At 69.2% G+C, this 15,504-nt stretch carries 17 protein-coding genes; 7 read left to right on the top strand and 10 right to left on the bottom strand.

Features of this window, described 5'->3' with window-relative positions:
- Window positions 1–21: 21 nt before the first annotated feature.
- Together ACQ260_RS05675 and ACQ260_RS05680 are read right to left on the bottom strand one after the other, a co-directional pair.
- Complete coding sequence (locus ACQ260_RS05675; protein ID WP_432558447.1) at window positions 22–279, bottom strand: WhiB family transcriptional regulator; 258 nt, start codon at window positions 277–279, stop codon at window positions 22–24.
- Between the two features lie 160 nt (window positions 280–439).
- The gene (locus ACQ260_RS05680) at window positions 440–1,333 is read right to left on the bottom strand and encodes a hypothetical protein (protein ID WP_432558448.1); all 894 of its coding nucleotides are present in this window, start codon (window positions 1,331–1,333) and stop codon (window positions 440–442) included.
- A 65-nt stretch (window positions 1,334–1,398) separates the two neighbouring features.
- Here ACQ260_RS05680 and cofD point away from each other — a divergent pair, with 65 nt between their 5' ends.
- On the top strand, window positions 1,399–2,424 hold the full coding sequence (cofD, locus tag ACQ260_RS05685) for a 2-phospho-L-lactate transferase (RefSeq protein ID WP_432558449.1): 1,026 nt from the start codon (window positions 1,399–1,401) through the stop codon (window positions 2,422–2,424).
- A complete protein-coding gene (cofE, locus tag ACQ260_RS05690; RefSeq protein WP_432558450.1) occupies window positions 2,421–3,296 on the top strand; it encodes a coenzyme F420-0:L-glutamate ligase in 876 nt (291 codons plus the stop codon). The genes cofD and cofE overlap by 4 nt, the downstream gene beginning before the upstream one ends.
- 37 nt (window positions 3,297–3,333) lie before the next feature.
- On the opposite strand, the gene ACQ260_RS05695 is transcribed toward cofE, so the two are convergent.
- Window positions 3,334–4,419, bottom strand: a complete 1,086-nt coding sequence (locus tag ACQ260_RS05695) for a mannose-1-phosphate guanylyltransferase (RefSeq protein WP_432558451.1) — start codon at window positions 4,417–4,419, stop codon at window positions 3,334–3,336.
- Between the two features lie 42 nt (window positions 4,420–4,461).
- Between ACQ260_RS05695 and ACQ260_RS05700 the strand changes: the two genes are divergently transcribed.
- Together ACQ260_RS05700 and ACQ260_RS05705 are read left to right on the top strand one after the other, a co-directional pair.
- A complete protein-coding gene (locus tag ACQ260_RS05700; RefSeq protein ID WP_432558452.1) occupies window positions 4,462–5,157 on the top strand; it encodes a TIGR03089 family protein in 696 nt (231 codons plus the stop codon).
- Window positions 5,154–6,227 carry a glycosyltransferase family 2 protein gene (locus ACQ260_RS05705; RefSeq protein WP_432558453.1) on the top strand — a complete coding sequence of 358 codons (1,074 nt, stop codon included), beginning with the start codon at window positions 5,154–5,156 and terminating at the stop codon, window positions 6,225–6,227. The genes ACQ260_RS05700 and ACQ260_RS05705 overlap by 4 nt, the downstream gene beginning before the upstream one ends.
- A 10-nt stretch (window positions 6,228–6,237) precedes the next feature.
- Here the strand turns inward: ACQ260_RS05705 and ACQ260_RS05710 are convergent, their stop codons facing one another.
- Window positions 6,238–7,749, bottom strand: coding sequence for an LCP family protein (locus ACQ260_RS05710; RefSeq protein ID WP_432558454.1), 1,512 nt, complete (start codon window positions 7,747–7,749; stop codon window positions 6,238–6,240).
- Between the two features lie 188 nt (window positions 7,750–7,937).
- Here ACQ260_RS05710 and ACQ260_RS05715 point away from each other — a divergent pair, with 188 nt between their 5' ends.
- Complete coding sequence (locus tag ACQ260_RS05715; protein ID WP_432558455.1) at window positions 7,938–9,218, top strand: LCP family protein; 1,281 nt, start codon at window positions 7,938–7,940, stop codon at window positions 9,216–9,218.
- Window positions 9,219–9,349: 131 nt separating this feature from the next.
- On the top strand, window positions 9,350–9,652 hold the full coding sequence (locus ACQ260_RS05720) for a DUF4333 domain-containing protein (protein WP_432558456.1): 303 nt from the start codon (window positions 9,350–9,352) through the stop codon (window positions 9,650–9,652).
- An 81-nt stretch (window positions 9,653–9,733) separates the two neighbouring features.
- Here ACQ260_RS05720 and ACQ260_RS05725 read toward each other — a convergent pair whose 3' ends face one another.
- From ACQ260_RS05725 to ACQ260_RS05740, 4 genes are read right to left on the bottom strand one after another with little or no spacing between them, the layout of a single operon-like run.
- On the bottom strand, window positions 9,734–10,888 hold the full coding sequence (locus ACQ260_RS05725) for an acyl-CoA dehydrogenase family protein (RefSeq protein WP_432558850.1): 1,155 nt from the start codon (window positions 10,886–10,888) through the stop codon (window positions 9,734–9,736).
- A gap of 41 nt (window positions 10,889–10,929) precedes the next feature.
- Window positions 10,930–11,694: an EI24 domain-containing protein gene (locus tag ACQ260_RS05730; RefSeq protein ID WP_432558457.1), complete on the bottom strand. Its 765-nt coding sequence runs from the start codon at window positions 11,692–11,694 to the stop codon at window positions 10,930–10,932.
- A 5-nt stretch (window positions 11,695–11,699) separates the two neighbouring features.
- Window positions 11,700–12,278 (bottom strand): 5-(carboxyamino)imidazole ribonucleotide mutase, encoded by a 579-nt coding sequence (purE, locus tag ACQ260_RS05735; RefSeq protein ID WP_432558458.1) that lies wholly within the window; start codon window positions 12,276–12,278, stop codon window positions 11,700–11,702.
- Complete coding sequence (locus tag ACQ260_RS05740; RefSeq protein WP_432558459.1) at window positions 12,271–13,431, bottom strand: 5-(carboxyamino)imidazole ribonucleotide synthase; 1,161 nt, start codon at window positions 13,429–13,431, stop codon at window positions 12,271–12,273. Before ACQ260_RS05740 ends, purE begins: the two co-directional genes overlap by 8 nt.
- A 109-nt stretch (window positions 13,432–13,540) precedes the next feature.
- Here ACQ260_RS05740 and ACQ260_RS05745 point away from each other — a divergent pair, with 109 nt between their 5' ends.
- The gene (locus tag ACQ260_RS05745) at window positions 13,541–14,155 is read left to right on the top strand and encodes an alpha/beta hydrolase (RefSeq protein ID WP_432558460.1); all 615 of its coding nucleotides are present in this window, start codon (window positions 13,541–13,543) and stop codon (window positions 14,153–14,155) included.
- On the opposite strand, the gene ACQ260_RS05750 is transcribed toward ACQ260_RS05745, so the two are convergent.
- Together ACQ260_RS05750 and ACQ260_RS05755 are read right to left on the bottom strand one after the other, a co-directional pair.
- On the bottom strand, window positions 14,156–14,593 hold the full coding sequence (locus ACQ260_RS05750; protein WP_432558461.1) for a GtrA family protein: 438 nt from the start codon (window positions 14,591–14,593) through the stop codon (window positions 14,156–14,158). It abuts the gene before it with no gap.
- 59 nt (window positions 14,594–14,652) lie between these two features.
- On the bottom strand, window positions 14,653–15,465 hold the full coding sequence (locus ACQ260_RS05755) for a biotin--[acetyl-CoA-carboxylase] ligase (RefSeq protein WP_432558462.1): 813 nt from the start codon (window positions 15,463–15,465) through the stop codon (window positions 14,653–14,655).
- Between the last annotated feature and the right edge of the window lie 39 nt (window positions 15,466–15,504).

A 15,504-nucleotide genomic window follows, 5' to 3' on the forward strand; every position in this document is an offset into this window, starting at 1 on the left:
CCTCATGTTAGCCACCCGTGATCAGACCGCCCGCTTCTTCAGCTTGCGTCGCTCGCGCTCGCTGAGGCCACCCCAGATTCCGAACCGTTCATCATTCGCGAGCGCATAATCCAGACACTCGCTCCGCACGTCGCACGACAGGCACACCTTCTTGGCCTCGCGCGTCGATCCGCCCTTTTCCGGAAAGAACGCCTCCGGATCGGTCTGCGCGCACAGGGCGCGCTCTTGCCATCCGAACCCATCGTCGTCCTCGCCGTCCATCGCGACGATCGCCAGCATGTCCTGCAATGGTCCCCTCCTCGCCCGTTCCCACAGCCTCTTCCGAACCACGGTGATGGAATTACAGCCGTGTAGTTACTGCCAAGTCAAGCGCCAAATGTGTCAGACCGTGGTGCTAATGCGTGCGAAAGATCTGAAACGGGCGATTGGCTGGGGGCGATCAGGCCTGCGGCGGAGGCTGGGTCGGGTCCTCCAGAGGCGTCCACCGCGGCGGCTGCCGCCGCGTGCCGGGGGGCGCCGGCCGGGTCATGTCCTCCTCGCCCTCCGCATAGCGACGGGCCAGGGCCTGGGGCCCGAAGTCGACAGTCCTGCCGGAACCGGCAGCAGGATCCGTCCCGCCGACACGCCGTGGCTCAGGAGAGATCCTCGTCACATCCGGGTCAGGCGCCTGCCCGAGTTGCTTGGGTCCGAACTCCTGGGGCCCGAACTCCTCGGGTGCGCGCGGCGGTGGCGCCCATCCCCCTCGCTCACCCGGACGGCCCCAATCGGCTGCCGCCGCGCCGGCTGCCGCAGCGCCGGCGGTGTGCCAGTGGGCTCCCGCAGCACGGTCCGGCTGCCAGACCGGCGCCCGGCCCGATTGCTCGTCCCCGGGGAGCTCCGGCAGCCCGGCCGACGGCAGAGCCGGCGTCTCCGACGTCGCTCCCGAAGCCCTGGTGAGCGGCAGCAGGCGGACGAGCAGCACGAGCGCGAGCACCTGCACTGCGAGGGTGCTCACGAGGAACAGCGTCCAGGTCACGACCGTCCCGAACGAGAGCAAGGACCATGCCTCGGCCGTCGGCACGATCCAGGTGACGAGCAGCACGATGGCAGCGGTCACCGTAGCCACGATGGCGCCCACCATGGCCGGCCGGGCTTCCGCCCGAGCACCACCCCACACGGTCGCCAATCCGAGCACGATCGCCAGCAGCATCGGCAACCAGGCGAGGCTGCTGTCGAAGGTGAAGCCACGACCGGTGATCAGAGCGGCCACCATGGCGAGCTGGACCACCACCAGAGCGCCGACGAGCACGGACGCGGCCGGCACCAAGAGTCGTTTGATCCCCGAGAGCTCCATCGCTCCTCCTCACGTCGCGTGGCTGTCCTTGCGGTCAGATTATCCGTCGGGTACAGACTTGCCCCGTGAGTTCCCCATCGAACGCCCCCGCAGACCCCGCGCACAGCGCAGACCCCGCCCGGGTCGCGGTGCTGGCCGGCGGCGTTGGCGGTTCCCGGTTCGTCCGGGGCGTCCGCGCCGCGTTCCCCGAGGCCCAGATCGACGTCATTGTGAACACCGCCGACGACGTCACGCTCCATGGGCTCCGGATCTGTCCGGACATCGACACGATGCTCTACGCACTCGGCGACGGCATCGACTCCGGCAAGGGCTGGGGCCGAGCCGATGAGACATGGTCGATCATGGCCGAGCTGAAGACCTATGGCGTCGAACCCACCTGGTTCGCCCTCGGTGACCGGGACGTCGCCACGCATCTCGTGCGCACCCAACTCCTCGCGGCGGGCGCGACGGCCACCGAGATCACCGCTGCCCTCGCAAGTCGCTGGATCGACGACCCGTTGCTCCGCGTGCTGCCGATGACCGACGACCGCGTCGAGACCCATGTCGTGATCGCCGACCCGCAGGCGACGGCCGGAAAGCGGGCTGTGCATTTCCAGGAGTTCTGGGTGCGTCTCCACGCCGAACCCCCGGTCCTCGACGTCGTTCAGGTGGGCCTCGACTCCGCCCGCGCGACCGATGCGGTGACCGAGGCCCTCACGACCGCCGATCTCGTGCTGGTCGGCCCGTCCAACCCGGTCGTGTCCATCGGCCCGATCCTGGGCGTCGCCGGCGTCCGTCCTGCCCTGCGCGCCACCGGCGCCCGCGTCCTGGGCTTCGCGGGAATCCTGGGCGGCGCTCCCGTGCTCGGCATGGCCCACCGGCTCCTGCCGGCGATCGGGGTCGAGGTGTCCGCGGCTGCGGTGGGGCTGCACTACGGGCCGCGCAGTCGGCCCGGCGGGATCCTCGACGCGTGGGTGATGGACACGACCGACGCGGAATCGGTCGATGCGGTCACCCGGGGCGGACTGCCGGCCCTCGCCGTGCCATTGCTGATGTCCTCCCCCGCCGACACGGCCGCTTTCATCCGGGCCGGCGTGGAGTTCGCGGCGTGATCGAGATCTTCGCGCCGTCGGGCGTTCCCGAGGTGCGCCCCGGGGACGACCTCGCCGATCTCGCGCTCCGGGCGTTGGCCGACGACCCTCGCGGCCCCCTGCGCGACGGTGACATCCTGGTCGTCACCTCCAAGATCGTGTCGAAGGCCGAGGACCGCTACATCGACGTGGCCGACAAGCAGGCGGCCCGGGTCGCGGAGTCCCGGCGCATCGTCGCCCGCCGGGGCGACACCGTGATCGTCGAGCATCGCCTGGGTCTGGTGCATGCAGCGGCCGGGATCGATGCCTCCAATGTGGCCGCCGGGCAGGCGCTGTTGCTGCCGACCGACCCGGATGCCTCGGCCCGCAGGATCCGGCGGGCGCTGACCGACGCGACGGGGCACCGACTCGGCGTACTCATCACCGACACCTCCGGCCGCGCCTGGCGCACCGGTCAGACGGACCTGGCGATCGGCATCGCCGGCGTGCTCCCCCTCGACTCCCACGTCGGCCGCACCGACGACTACGGCAACGACCTGCGGGTCACCGAGATGGCGGTCGCCGACGAGATCGCGGCGGCCGCGGACCTGGCGAAGACGAAGTTGGGCGGGCGGCCGTTCGCGGTGGTACGCGGCCTCGAGCGGCTGGTCACCGACGAGGACGGCTCTGCCACGGCGTTGCTGCGGGAGGCGACCAAGGACTTCTTCCGCCTCGGTCGGCGCGAGGCCGTGCTCGACGCGGTGCTGCGGGCGACGGGACAGGCGGACCGCTATGACGAGGTCGTCACCCTGGACGGGGCGGAACTGCTCGCGGCCGTGTGCCGCGATGTCCCGGCCGGCGATCGCGGCTGGGTGGAGCGCCTGCTCCGGGTGGGTGGGTCCGAGCAATTGTGATTTGACCCGTGGGGCGGGTCAGAACGCGACGCCGACGTCACGCATAGGCGGGGCCGAGATCGTCGGACGCCAGGGCGACGAGTTCCTTGATCCGCTCGGCCTGGTCGACCGGGCAGACGAGGGTCACGTTTCCGTGCCGCACGACGATGGTGTCGGTCATGCCGAGGACGGCGAGAACGGTGCCGTCGTCGGCCTTGTTGATCACGAGGTTGTCGCGGGCGTCCAGGAGCAGCGACGACCCGTCGACGGCGTTGCCGTGCTCATCGCGGGGCAGGTGTTCGGCCAGCGCCGGGAAACCGCCGACGTCGTGCCAGGTGATGGGCAGCCGCACGGCGACGACGCGGGCGCCGCCTGCACCGCGGCCCTGGGAGACCGGTTCCATGACCGCATAGTCGACCGAGATCTTCGGCAGTGTCGGGAACAACTCGGCGAGCCGCTCCGGTTCCGCGGCGAGAGTCCGGACCGTGCGATGGCAGTCCGGCACCAGATGCTCGAGTTGGGCCAGCAGGGTCGCCCCGCGCCAGACGAACATGCCGGCGTTCCACCAGTAGTCACCGGAGTCGAGGTAGCCCTGCGCGGTGGCGAGGTCGGGCTTCTCCTTGAACTCGAGCACCTCGAAGACCTCGGGATGGCCCTCGACGCCCGCACCGCGGTGGAGATAGCCATAGCCCGTGTGCGGCGTCGTCGGCACGACCCCGAACGTCACCAGCGCCGTCGCATCCGCCTCGGCGACCTCGAAGCCGGTGCGCAGAGCGTCCTGGAAGGCCTCGACGGGCTGCATGATCTGGTCCGCCGTCACCATCGCCACGACGGCATCGGGGTCCTCGGCGGCCAGCACCGCGGACGGCCACGCGACCGCGTTGAGGGAGTCCCGCCCGGTGGGCTCACCGAGGATATTCTCCGCGGGCAGTTCCGGCAGTTCGGCGCGCACGGTGTCGGCATAGTCCGCACCGGTGCAGACCCAGACCCGCTCCGCACCGACGACGTCGACGACACGGTCGAAAGCCATCCGCAGCAGGCTGGTGTCCCCCACCAGGTGCAGCATCTGCTTGGGCATGCCCTGGCGCGACAGTGGCCAAAGGCGTTTGCCGGAGCCACCGGCCATGATCACGACATAGCGCATGCGCCACACATTAGCCATGCCGCAGCCACCTATGCTGGCCGCGTGCTGCTCCATGATTTGCTGGCCCGCCGGGCATCCTCCGACGGATCCGGACCCTTCCTGACCTGCTATGTGGGCGGCTCGTCCGGCGGACTGCCCGCACGCACCGAGCTCTCCGCGCGCTCCTTCGCCAACTGGGTCGCGAAGACCTCGAACCTGCTGGTCGACGAGGCCGGGCTGGTGCCCGGTGACCGGGTGGAACTGCGCCTCGCCGCCGACCACCCCGGGCACTGGATGACGCTGATCTGGACGATGGCGGCCTGGCAGGCGGGCCTCACCGTGACCGATGACGCCGGCGACGTGATCGTCGCGGGCCCGTCACCCACCGGGACGCCCGGAGTGCCGGCGTACGCCTGTTCCCTCCACCCCTTGGGACTCGGCCTGAAGGACCTGCCGGACGGCTGGACCGACTTCTCCGGCACCGCGCTCGCACAACCCGACGACTGGTTCGGCGAGGGTCCCGACTCCCCCGCTGCCACCGCCTGGGAAGTCGGCGACGACGCGCGCACGTTCGCGGAGCTGACAGCGGTCGAACCGTCGCCCGCGCGGGTGCTGGTCGTCGACCCGCAGGACGCGTGGACCGCGGTGCGGGCGTGCCTCGCCGCACCGCTGCTCGGCGGCGGCTCGAGCGTGGTCGCGGCGGCTGTGGACGAGACTGCCCTGGCAGCGATCGCCGCGGACGAGAAGGTGGACGCGTGACCGAACATGCAACAGCGCCCGGCCGCCCGCTCGCGACGTGGCCCGAGGGCACCTGGCCGGCCGTGTCGTTCGTGATGCCGGTGCTCAACGAACGGGACTATCTCACGGATGCGGTGGGGTCGGTGCTGGGGCAGGAGTACGCCGGGGAGACCGAACTGATCCTCGCCCTCGGCCCGTCCACCGATGGCACGACCGAGCTCGCGGAGTCGCTCGCCGCTGCGGAATCACGCATCCGGCTCGTGCACAACCCCGTGGCCCACATTCCGGCGGGCCTGAACCTCGCGATCTCCGCCACGCGCAACCCGATCGTGATCCGGGTGGACGCACACTCCGAGATCCCCCACGACTATGCCCGCGTCGGGGTGGAGACCCTGCGCCGCACGGGTGCGGCCAACTGCGGCGGAATCATGGCGGCGACCGGTCGAGGCGCTTATCAGCGAGCTGTGGCGGCGGCGTACAACTCCCCCTTCGGCCTCGGCGGCGGCGCTTATCACAGCGGCGGGGACGAGGGTCCGTGCGAGTCTGCGTACCTCGGTATCTTCCGCCGTGAGGTCCTCATCGAGGTCGGCTGCTATGACGAGACCGTGCGCCGGGGTGAGGACTGGGAGCTGAACCTCCGCATCCGCGAGGCCGGCTATCAGGTCTGGTTCACCCCGGAACTGCGGGTGACCTATTGGCCGCGCGACACCCGTGACCGCTTGGCCCGGCAGTTCTGGTCGACCGGGGTGTGGCGCGGTGCGCTGGTGCGCAGTCTGGCGACCCGCACCCCGCTGCGCTTTTTCGCCGCACCCGCGCTAGTGGTCGGCCTGGGCGCGAGTGCGGCGGTCGGGATTGCGGAGGGGGTACGCCGGTTCCGCGGACCCGCGCGCCTGTTGCGGGCGGCGCATCTGGCGCCGGTGGCGTACGCGGGCTTCCTGGGGCTCGCCGCCAGGCGTGCGGACGGCACCACCCGCGAGCGTGCCCGCTTCGCGGAGGTCATCGCGACCATGCACGTGAGCTGGGGGGCCGGGTTCCTGACGGGCCTCGCCCGCGGGGGCGGCCGGACGGTCGACACGTCCCGCCGGGCCTGACCTCCCGCGGTCAGGCCGCCCGGCAGACGACCCCGAGGTCGTCGGTGTCGGCCGGGTTCGTCGAGGCGGGCGCGGGCACCGGAGGCCTGGCCGGGGCCTGGCCGCGGGGCTGGGCCGGGGCGGGAGCCTGACCGCTCGCCGGGGCGGGTGCTGCCGCCTCGGGCTCCTCGACCGGAGCCGGTGGCACCCCTTCGGAGGCCGCGATGCGCTCGGCAACGGTGGTGCGGATCACGTGGAAGTCCGGAGCACCCGGATAGATCATCGGCGGGACGAACGACACCGACCGCACCTTCGTCTCCCGCGCCTTGATCGCCAGATCCATCAACCGGTTCATCTCGCCTGCGGGGACGTTGCTGCTCAGGACCTGCTTGCCCGCGCCGGCGATCTCGGTGAACTTCGTGGTCACCGTGAGCGGATCGAGCTGGTTGAGCATGGCGTTCATGACGCACTTCTGCCGGGCCATGCGCTCGTAGTCATTCGAGTCATGCCGAGAACGGGCGAACCACAGGGCGTCCTGGCCGTTGAGGTGGACGTTCGTGCCGGGCTCGATATAGCGGTGAACCGCAGTGGAACCGCCCCCGACCGGCACCGGCTTCATGATGTCCAGGTTGATCCCGCCGACGGCGTCGATCAGGGCCTTGAAGCCGTCGAGGTCGATCAACACGTAATAGTTGATGTCCAGACCGGTGATCCATTCGACCGCCTCGGCCGTGGCGATCGCACCGGGGTCCCGCACGCCGGGATAAAGACCGGGCTTCTCGCTGGCGGCGGTGTAGACGGCGTTCAACATGCAGGCGTGGTCCGGGCAGGTGAACTTGTCCGGATAGTGCTTGCTCATCGGCGAATAGGCCGGAAAGGAGAAATCCTCCAGATTGCGCGGCAGGGAAAAGAGCACGGTCTCCCCGGTCTTGGCGTCAACGCTCGCGACGTGGATCGAGTCCGGCCGCAACCCCTCGCGGCCGGCGCCCGCGTCGCCGCCGAGCAGCAGCACGTTGTAGCGACCCTGCTTGACCTGGGTGTCACCGCCGCCGGCAAACACGCTGCCGATGAAGTCGCTCTGCGCGTTGACCACCGACGCCGAGGCAAGCCCCGTCCCCGACAGACCGAGCGCCAGCGCCAGCGTGAACGCCCCGAGACCGAGCCGGTGCTTCGGTTGCAACGCGATCGGGTTGGAGAGCTTCCAGGCGTGCAGCAGCAGGCCCGCCCAACCGATTCCGCCCAGCGCGAGGACCAACGTGATCAGGATCGTGACCGGCTTGAAGGTGACGATGGCGACCGCCGCGGTGCGGTTCAGGAACAGCAGCAGGATCCAAGCGAGCACGCTCACCACGATTCCGGCCCAGATCCGCATGGCCCAGCGGCCGATCTTCTTCTCCCTGGACAGCAACTGTGCCGAGCCGGGGACCAGCAGGGTCATCACCACCCGACCGAAGCCACGCCAAAGGCGCAGGCGGTCGCTGCGGATCTGGGCAGCGGAACGGTAGGGCTTCGCCTGCTGTTCACGCGCCCCCGAATTGGGCACAGTGCTGCTGCGATCGGTCCGGGAGTTCGCCACTGTCGGGCCTTTCGGTGCTGCGAGGGGGAAGGAAGCACCCTTTGCTGGGTCGTTTCAGTATGAAGCGGCACCGAAACACAGTCCGCGCGCCACGCCGACCGTTACCAAGTGGCGACAAGGTGCACGGGACCGCCTGCCCGGTTACCTTTGGATCCATGGCACCCGGCCGAGACGATGATCTGGACTGGCTCTATCGCTCCGATGGGGGCGACGAGCCCGAGCGGACGCGTCCGGAATCGCAACCGGACGGTCGCCGCAGAATGTCCTTCCGGGAGTCGACACCTCCGGACGAAGGCCGGGCACGCCGCAAGGTGACGCCCGCGCCGCCGCCGCGGCCCGCCGAGCAGGCCACCCGACGGCAACCGGCCCGACCGTCCCCCGCCCCCGCCCCGGCACCCGAAGCACGGTCCGCGCGGTCGGCCCGCCCAGCGGCTCGGCCGACCCAGCGCCGGACACGGCGGCGGCGACCGGTGCGGAACTTCTTCCGGCTCGTCACCGTGCTGGTGCTCGCCTGGCTGGTGTTCCTCATCGGCACACCCGTTTATGCCTGGACGAACACGACGAAGGTCGACGCGATGCCGACCGGTGGCGAGCGGCCGTCACAACAGCCCGGCACGCTCTGGCTGCTGGTCGGATCCGACTCCCGGGAAGGGCTGAGCGCCGAGGAGCGGAAGCGTCTCGGCACCGGGGACATCGAAGGCCGGCGCACCGACACGATGATGCTGTTGTTCGTCCCGACCTTCGGGAAGCCCGCGCTCATCTCGATCCCCCGCGACTCCTTCGTCACGATTCCGGGTCACGGGCGCAACAAGATCAATGCGGCGTACGCCTTCGGCGGCGCCCCGCTGCTCATCCAGACCGTCGAGCAGAACACAGGGCTGCGGGTGGACCACTACGCAGAGATCGGCTTCGGTGGGTTCGTCAATGTGATCGATGCGCTCGGCGGCATAGAGATGTGTCCCAAGACCGCGATCAAGGACCACTACTCCCGACTGGACATCCCCGCCGGATGCCAGACCATGGACGGCCCGACCGCGCTCGGCTATGTGCGCATGCGTTATGCGGACCCGCTCGGCGATCTCGGCCGCATGCAGCGCCAACGCGAGATGGTGGCCGGGGTCGTCAAGAAGGCCGCGTCACCGATGACGCTGGTGAATCCGTTCCGTTGGTGGGGCATCAACACCGGCGCAGCGGAATCCATCAACACCGACCAGGACACGGGGATGGCCACGCTGGCCCGCCTGGCGCTGCCGATGATGCGCATTGGCAGGGGCGAGGGCTACACCGTGATGGTGCCGGTGTCGAGCGCCAACACGACGACCAGCGCGGGCTCCTCGATGATCTGGGACAAGGAGAAGTCCGCGGAGATGTTCGCCGAGATCGCGGCTGGCGATACCTCGCAATTGGGGCGGTTCAGCAAGCTCCCCGGCGAATAGGCGACTCGGCCGTCAACCCTTCATCCGCAGTCCGGGTGACATCGGGGTCGACCGTGGGAACCGAGCGTGCCCACGGGACGTCTGGCATGGCATTGGCCGCCGCCGGGTGGCCCGAACAAGGGAGTTCCGACATGTTCCGCTCGCTTCTGCTCGGCGGTGCAGCCGCCCTCACCGGACTGACGCTCGCGGTCACCGGATGCTCGACAACACTCACCGTCGACGAGAGCACGGTGGAGCAAACGATTCAGACTCGCCTCGGGGAGCAGATCAACGGCACGGTGGAAAGCGTCGACTGCCCCGAGGACCTCAAGGGCGAGATCGGTCAGACGATGCAGTGCACGATGGTCGTCGATGGCCAAGAGCACAAGGTCGACGTCAACGTCACCTCCATCGAGGGCACGACCGTCAACTTCAACATGCGCGTCGTCGAATGACGTTGCTGTGAGCGAGGGCTCCGGACGCCGGTCCGGGGCCCTCGTGCTTTGACCCGCCCCACGGGTCAGATCCCGACGGACTCAGCGGTTGCGCGGAAGCCCCTGCAACAGCTGGCGCCCCATCACGATGCGCTGAATCTGATTGGTGCCCTCATAGATCTGGGTGATCTTGGCGTCCCGCATCATGCGCTCCACCGGATAATCCCGCGTGTACCCATAACCACCCAGCAGCTGCACCGCGTCCGTCGTGATCTCCATCGCGACGTCCGAGGCGAAACACTTCGCAGCGGCGCCGAAGTAGGTGAGGTCCGCATCATTGCGCTCGGACCGGCAGGCTGCGGCGTACGTCAACTGTCGCGCCGCCTCCAACTTCATCCCCATGTCCGCCAGCATGAACTGAACGCCCTGGTTGTCGGCCACCGGCCGGCCGAACTGCTTGCGCTCCTGGACATAGCCGAGCGCGAAGTCCAGAGCGCCCTGGGCGATGCCAACGGCCTGCGCCGCGATCGTGATGCGCGTGTGGTCGAGGGTCTTCATCGCCACGACGAAGCCCTGATTGACCTCGCCGACCAGGCGGTCGCCCGGAATCCGGACCGAATCGAGGATGACCTGACGGGTGGGAGATCCCTTGATGCCGAGCTTCTTCTCCTTGGCGCCGAACGACACCCCTTCGTCGGATTTGTGCACCACGAAGCACGAGATGCCGCGGGACTTCGCCGCGGGATCGGTGGCCGCGAACACCGTGTACCACTCAGCCTCTCCGGCATTCGAGATCCACGCCTTGGTCCCGTTGAGCACCCAGTCGTCGCCGTCGGCCACGGCGCGCGCCTTCATGCCGGCCACGTCGGAGCCGGCATCGGGCTCCGAAAGCGCATAGGAAATGAGTCCTTCGCCGCGGGCGACCTTCGGCAGGTACGCCTGCTTGAGCTCGTCCGATCCGGCCAACAACAAGGGGAACGTGGCCAGCTTGTTGACCGCGGGGATGAGCGAGGAGGAGGCACAGGCACGGGCCACCTCCTCGATGATGATCACGGTCGCGAGCGCATCGGCTCCGACGCCGTCGTATTCCTCGGGAATGTGCGGCGCGTGAAAATCGCCCTGCTTCAGCGCGGCATAGGCCGCCGCCGGGAATTCCGCGTTCTCGTCCACCGCCGCCGCGGCGGGAGCGATCTTCTCCTCCGCGATCTCGCGAATCGCGGCGCGGAACATCTCGTGGTCCTCGGTCGGGCGATACATGTCATCGAAGGTGCTCACGCCCCGATATTACTGGCCAGTCACTAATGTTCGCGAGGGTCCGGGGAAGTCCCTTCGCCCAGCATCCGACGGACCAACAGCGTCGCCCCGGCGACAGCCGCGGGGAGGACCAGCACCGCCACCCCCGGGATCGACAACAACCAGAACGTGGGCACGCCGAAACCCAACGCCAACGCGCCGTTGCCCTTGAGCACGGGCCGCCGGTCGGCGGTCTGCAACAGCCCGCGACGCTCGAACGCGGGTCCGGTGATCTCACGGACCATCAACCGGCCACCGGTGAGGGCCGACGCGACCGCGGCCAGGGCCGCCCCGGCGGCCGGAACCAGCCCGACGAGAAAACAACCGACCGCGGCCAGCACCGAGAGCCCGACCGTCGCAACCGCCTGGGACAGCGATCGAGCGATCATCGCGCCCGTGGCCTCGTCCGGCTCCGGCGGCAGCGGCCCGAGTTCGGCGTCCACCCGCCGGGAGATCCGTTGATAGATCGGGTCACCGAGCGTGAGCGTGATCGTGGTGAAGGTGAGCACCATGACGAGGATCGCGGCGAGGAACACCACCACGCCGATGATCGCGCGCACCACGGTCCCCGCCGTGCCCCACTGCTGGGTGAAACCGGTGAGCGCACCGACGATCGAATCCAGGTTCAGCCCGAGCACGACCAGCCCGACGACCATGAGCACCGAGGTGACGAGCGGCGGCACCATGCCCAAGCCGAAGAGCTTCGGGCGCGAGAGCACGATGCCCAGTCCGCGGAACAGGAAGCCCGCGCCCGTCAGAACCCGGCCCACGGTCGTCAGTTCCGTCCGGTGGCGGCGCGCACCTTCTCACCCTTGGCGTGAGCGGCCTGCTTGAGATCCTCCTGGAACTCCAGCATCCGCCGGGTCAGCGCCTGATCCCCGGCGGCGAGAATGCGGACGGCGAGCAGGCCCGCATTGCGGGCGTTGCCGACAGCGACGGTCGCCACCGGCACGCCTGCCGGCATCTGGACGATCGACAACAGCGAGTCCATGCCGTCCAGATATTTGAGCGCGACCGGCACACCGATCACCGGCAGCGGGGTCACGGCCGCCAGCATCCCCGGCAGATGCGCCGCCCCGCCTGCGCCGGCGATGATGACCTCCAGCCCGCGCTCGTGCGCGGTGCGGCCATAGTCGATCATCTCGGTCGGCATCCGGTGGGCCGAGACGACGTCGGCCTCGAACGGGATGTCGAACTCGGTGAGTGCCTCGGCCGCCGCCTGCATCGTCGGCCAGTCGGAGTCCGAGCCCATCACGATGCCGACCCGCGCCTCGGCATTCCGCCCGATGCCTCGTCGTCCCCAACCGGTGGTGCTGCCGCCACGATCGGTGTTCTCCTTGCCGATGTCAGTCATGGTCCTCGATCCCCATCAGATAGTTCGCGGCGTGGTGGGCCCGGCGCCGGACCTCGTCGAGATCGTCACCGAACGTGTTCACGTGACCGACTTTGCGGCCCGGCTTGACTTCCTTGCCATACAACTCCACCCGCAGCCGCCGGTCACGAGCGAAACAGTGCAGCAGGGCGGACGGCAGATCGGCGACCGAGCCGCCGAGGACATTGGCCATCACCGTCCACGGTGCCCGGGTCGTGGGATCGCCGAGCGGCAGGTCGAGCACGGCGCGCAGATGGTTCTCGAACTGGGAGGTGTGGGATCCGTCCAGGGTCCAGTGGCCGGTGTTGTGGGGGCGCATGGCGAGTTCGTTGACGACGACGCTGCCGTCCTTGCGCTGCATCAGCTCCACCGCCAGCATCCCGACAACGCCGAGGTCATGGGCGACGCCGAGCGCCAGGCGCTGAAAATCGACCGCCTGGTCCGCGGTGAGACCCGGCGCGGGCGTGATCGTCTCTGTGCAGATGCCGTGGGTCTGAATCGACTCGGAGATCGGATAGGCCACGGCCTGCCCGGACGGCGAACGGACCACCAGCGCAGACAGTTCCCGGTCGAAGTCGACGAACTCCTCCGCGACCACCGGCACGCCATCGGTGATGCCCGCGAACAGTTCCTCCGCGTCCTCGTCGGAGTCGATCTTCCAGACACCCTTGCCGTCATAGCCACCGCGCGCGGCTTTGGCGACCACCGGATATCCGCCCTGAGCAGCCGCGAACTCCTGCAGGTCGGCCGCATGCGCGACGACCCGCCAGGCGGGGCACGGGACGCCGGCACCGCTGAGGCGCTCGCGCATGACGGCCTTGTCCTGGGCGTGGATCAGCGCAGCGGGGCCCGGACGCACCTGGATGCCGGCCGCCTCGAGGTCCCGCAGGATGCTGGTCGGCACGTGCTCGTGGTCGAACGTGATGACGTCACAGTCCGCCGCGAATTCCCGCACGGTTGCGGGATCCGTGTAGTCCCCCACGACCACGTCATGGCACACCTGGGCGGCGCTCACCGCGGGCCCCTCCGCCAGCAGCCGGACGGTGATGCCGAGACGCACGGACGCTGCGTACATCATCCGGGCCAGCTGGCCGCCGCCAACGATGCCGACCACAAAAGTTCGGGGCTCTGACACCCCGACAGTCTGACAGATAGCACGGAGGCCACCGGGCGGATGTCAGCCGACCGGAACGGACGGTGGCGGTCCGCCCGCGATAATGTGTGGCCGGACCGACAGGAGAACCATGACCCAGATCGACAACAGTGCGGTGCTGTGGCGGGAAGGCACCGGCGACGAGCTCGTCATCGCCATGCACGGCTTCGGCGCGGACGAGCGGGACCTGTTCAGCGTGGCGCAATATCTGCCCCGCGAGCTGACTGTCGCCGCACTGCGGGGCCCGGCCACGAGTCCGTTCGGCGGCTATGCCTGGTTCGAATTCAACCCTGCGGTCGACAGCACCGATCACACGATGATCGATCGGTCGGCCGGCTTGGTGCTGGGCTGGCTGGATTCTTTGGAGCGGGAGTACGCGCGCGTGCATGCGTTCGGGTTCTCACAGGGCGGCGCGGTCGCTGTGCAACTCACCCGCCTGCAGCCGGGTCGTTTCGCGTCCGTGTGCCACCTGTCGAGCTTCGTGCACAACGGCGACCTCCCCCGCGATGCGGAGCTCGCCGAACGGCGACTGCCCCTGTTCCAGGGCATCGGCCACGAGGACGACGTGATCGCCACCGACAAGCGCGAGCGCAGCATCCCGTGGCTGGATGAGCATTTCGACGTCGAGCGGCACTACTACCAGCGTGGGCACACGATCGCGGTGGACGAGCTCCACGACGTCGCCGCGTTCCTGTCGCGGGTCTGATCAGATCAGCCGGAAGATCACCCAGCGCTGGATCACGAAGTTGCAGATCGTCGCCGCGCCCTGCGCGATGACGAACGCGATGAGCTGCGCGGTCGGATAGTCGACGTGGTCCATAAGCCACGGCCGCGTCAGGGCATAGAGCCCGACCTGCAGCGCGAACGTGAGCAGATAGGAGACCCACACGGCGACCAGACGGCGCGTCGACGGCGCGGCCTTGAACGTCCAGCGGCGGTTGATCGCATAGGCCGTCGTGGTCCCCAGCACGAACGAGATCGCCTTGGCGATGTTGTCCGGCAGCCCGATCAGGTGCGTCATGATCAGCAGGGAGCCGAAGTCGACGATCGCCGAGAACCCACCGGTCACGGTGAAGCGGAAGAGTTGGGTGAACAGCCCCGGCGCCTGCTGTGCCGGAGTGGTCTGTTCGAGAGGGATCGTCACCCCGTCAGCGTAAACGACACGCCCGGCTTCCCCCGCGTCCTCGTTGCCGAGGACGGAACTCAGCGGTCTTTGATCTGGTCGGGAACGCGACGCAGATGGACGACGTCGCCGGCGGAGAACGTGCGTACTCCCTCGGGCGTCTCCACCCGCAATCCACCCGCCGGGTCGATGCCGACCGCGGTGCCGGTGATCTCCGCGTCGGTGAGTTGCACCCGCACGTGCCGCCCGATCGTCACGCAGCGCTCGGCATAGCGGACCGCGAGTTGGTCGGGCGCTTCGCGCCAGAGCGAGTACGCCGCCGCGAGTGCCCGGAGGACCTCGCTCATGAGTGCGGTCTTGTCGACCTGGGCACCCTCCAACCGCAGGGACGTGGCGGTGTCGACCGGCAACTCGTCGCGGTCCATGGACACGTTGATGCCGAAGCCGAGGATCACCGCGGGCCCGGTCGGGGTCTCGACGCGCTCGGCGAGCAGACCGCAAAGCTTCCGGTCCGCGACCAGCACGTCGTTGGGCCACTTCAGCCCGACCGGCAGACCGGTGGCCACCCGCAGCCCGTCCACGAGCCCGAGTCCGGTCATCAGGGACAGCCACGGCCACCGTTCGACAGGGACGCCGACCGGCCGGAGCAGCACGGAGGTGGCGACCGAAACACCCGGCGGAGTCGTCCAGGCCCGATCAAGACGGCCGCGTCCTGCGGTCTGGTTGTCGGTCATGAGAATCGTGCCGTCTGCGGCGCCGCGACGGGCGGCGGCGGACAGGTCCTCGTTGGTGGACCCGGTTGCGGCCAGCACGGTCACCGAGGTCCACGGCGAGCCGGCCCCCACGAGGTCAGCGGTGAGGGCAGCGGCGTCGGGGGGCGGGGTTGCGGGCACGGTCCCCGAGATTACCCGAGGGGCCGATACGCCTCGCCA

This window comes from Ammonicoccus luteus (assembly GCF_050880385.1).
Classification (GTDB): domain Bacteria; phylum Actinomycetota; class Actinomycetes; order Propionibacteriales; family Propionibacteriaceae; genus Enemella.

Coding starts and splice junctions, on each gene's coding strand:
- ACQ260_RS05695 (WP_432558451.1), bottom strand. CDS start 4,419: ATGCGCTATGTCGTGATCATGGCCGGTGGCTCCGGCAAACGCCTTTGG.
- ACQ260_RS05675 (WP_432558447.1), bottom strand. CDS start 279: ATGCTGGCGATCGTCGCGATGGACGGCGAGGACGACGATGGGTTCGGA.
- ACQ260_RS05720 (WP_432558456.1), top strand. CDS start 9,350: ATGTTCCGCTCGCTTCTGCTCGGCGGTGCAGCCGCCCTCACCGGACTG.
- purE (WP_432558458.1), bottom strand. CDS start 12,278: ATGACTGACATCGGCAAGGAGAACACCGATCGTGGCGGCAGCACCACC.
- ACQ260_RS05680 (WP_432558448.1), bottom strand. CDS start 1,333: ATGGAGCTCTCGGGGATCAAACGACTCTTGGTGCCGGCCGCGTCCGTG.
- ACQ260_RS05745 (WP_432558460.1), top strand. CDS start 13,541: ATGACCCAGATCGACAACAGTGCGGTGCTGTGGCGGGAAGGCACCGGC.
- ACQ260_RS05725 (WP_432558850.1), bottom strand. CDS start 10,888: ATGTATCGCCCGACCGAGGACCACGAGATGTTCCGCGCCGCGATTCGC.
- ACQ260_RS05715 (WP_432558455.1), top strand. CDS start 7,938: ATGGCACCCGGCCGAGACGATGATCTGGACTGGCTCTATCGCTCCGAT.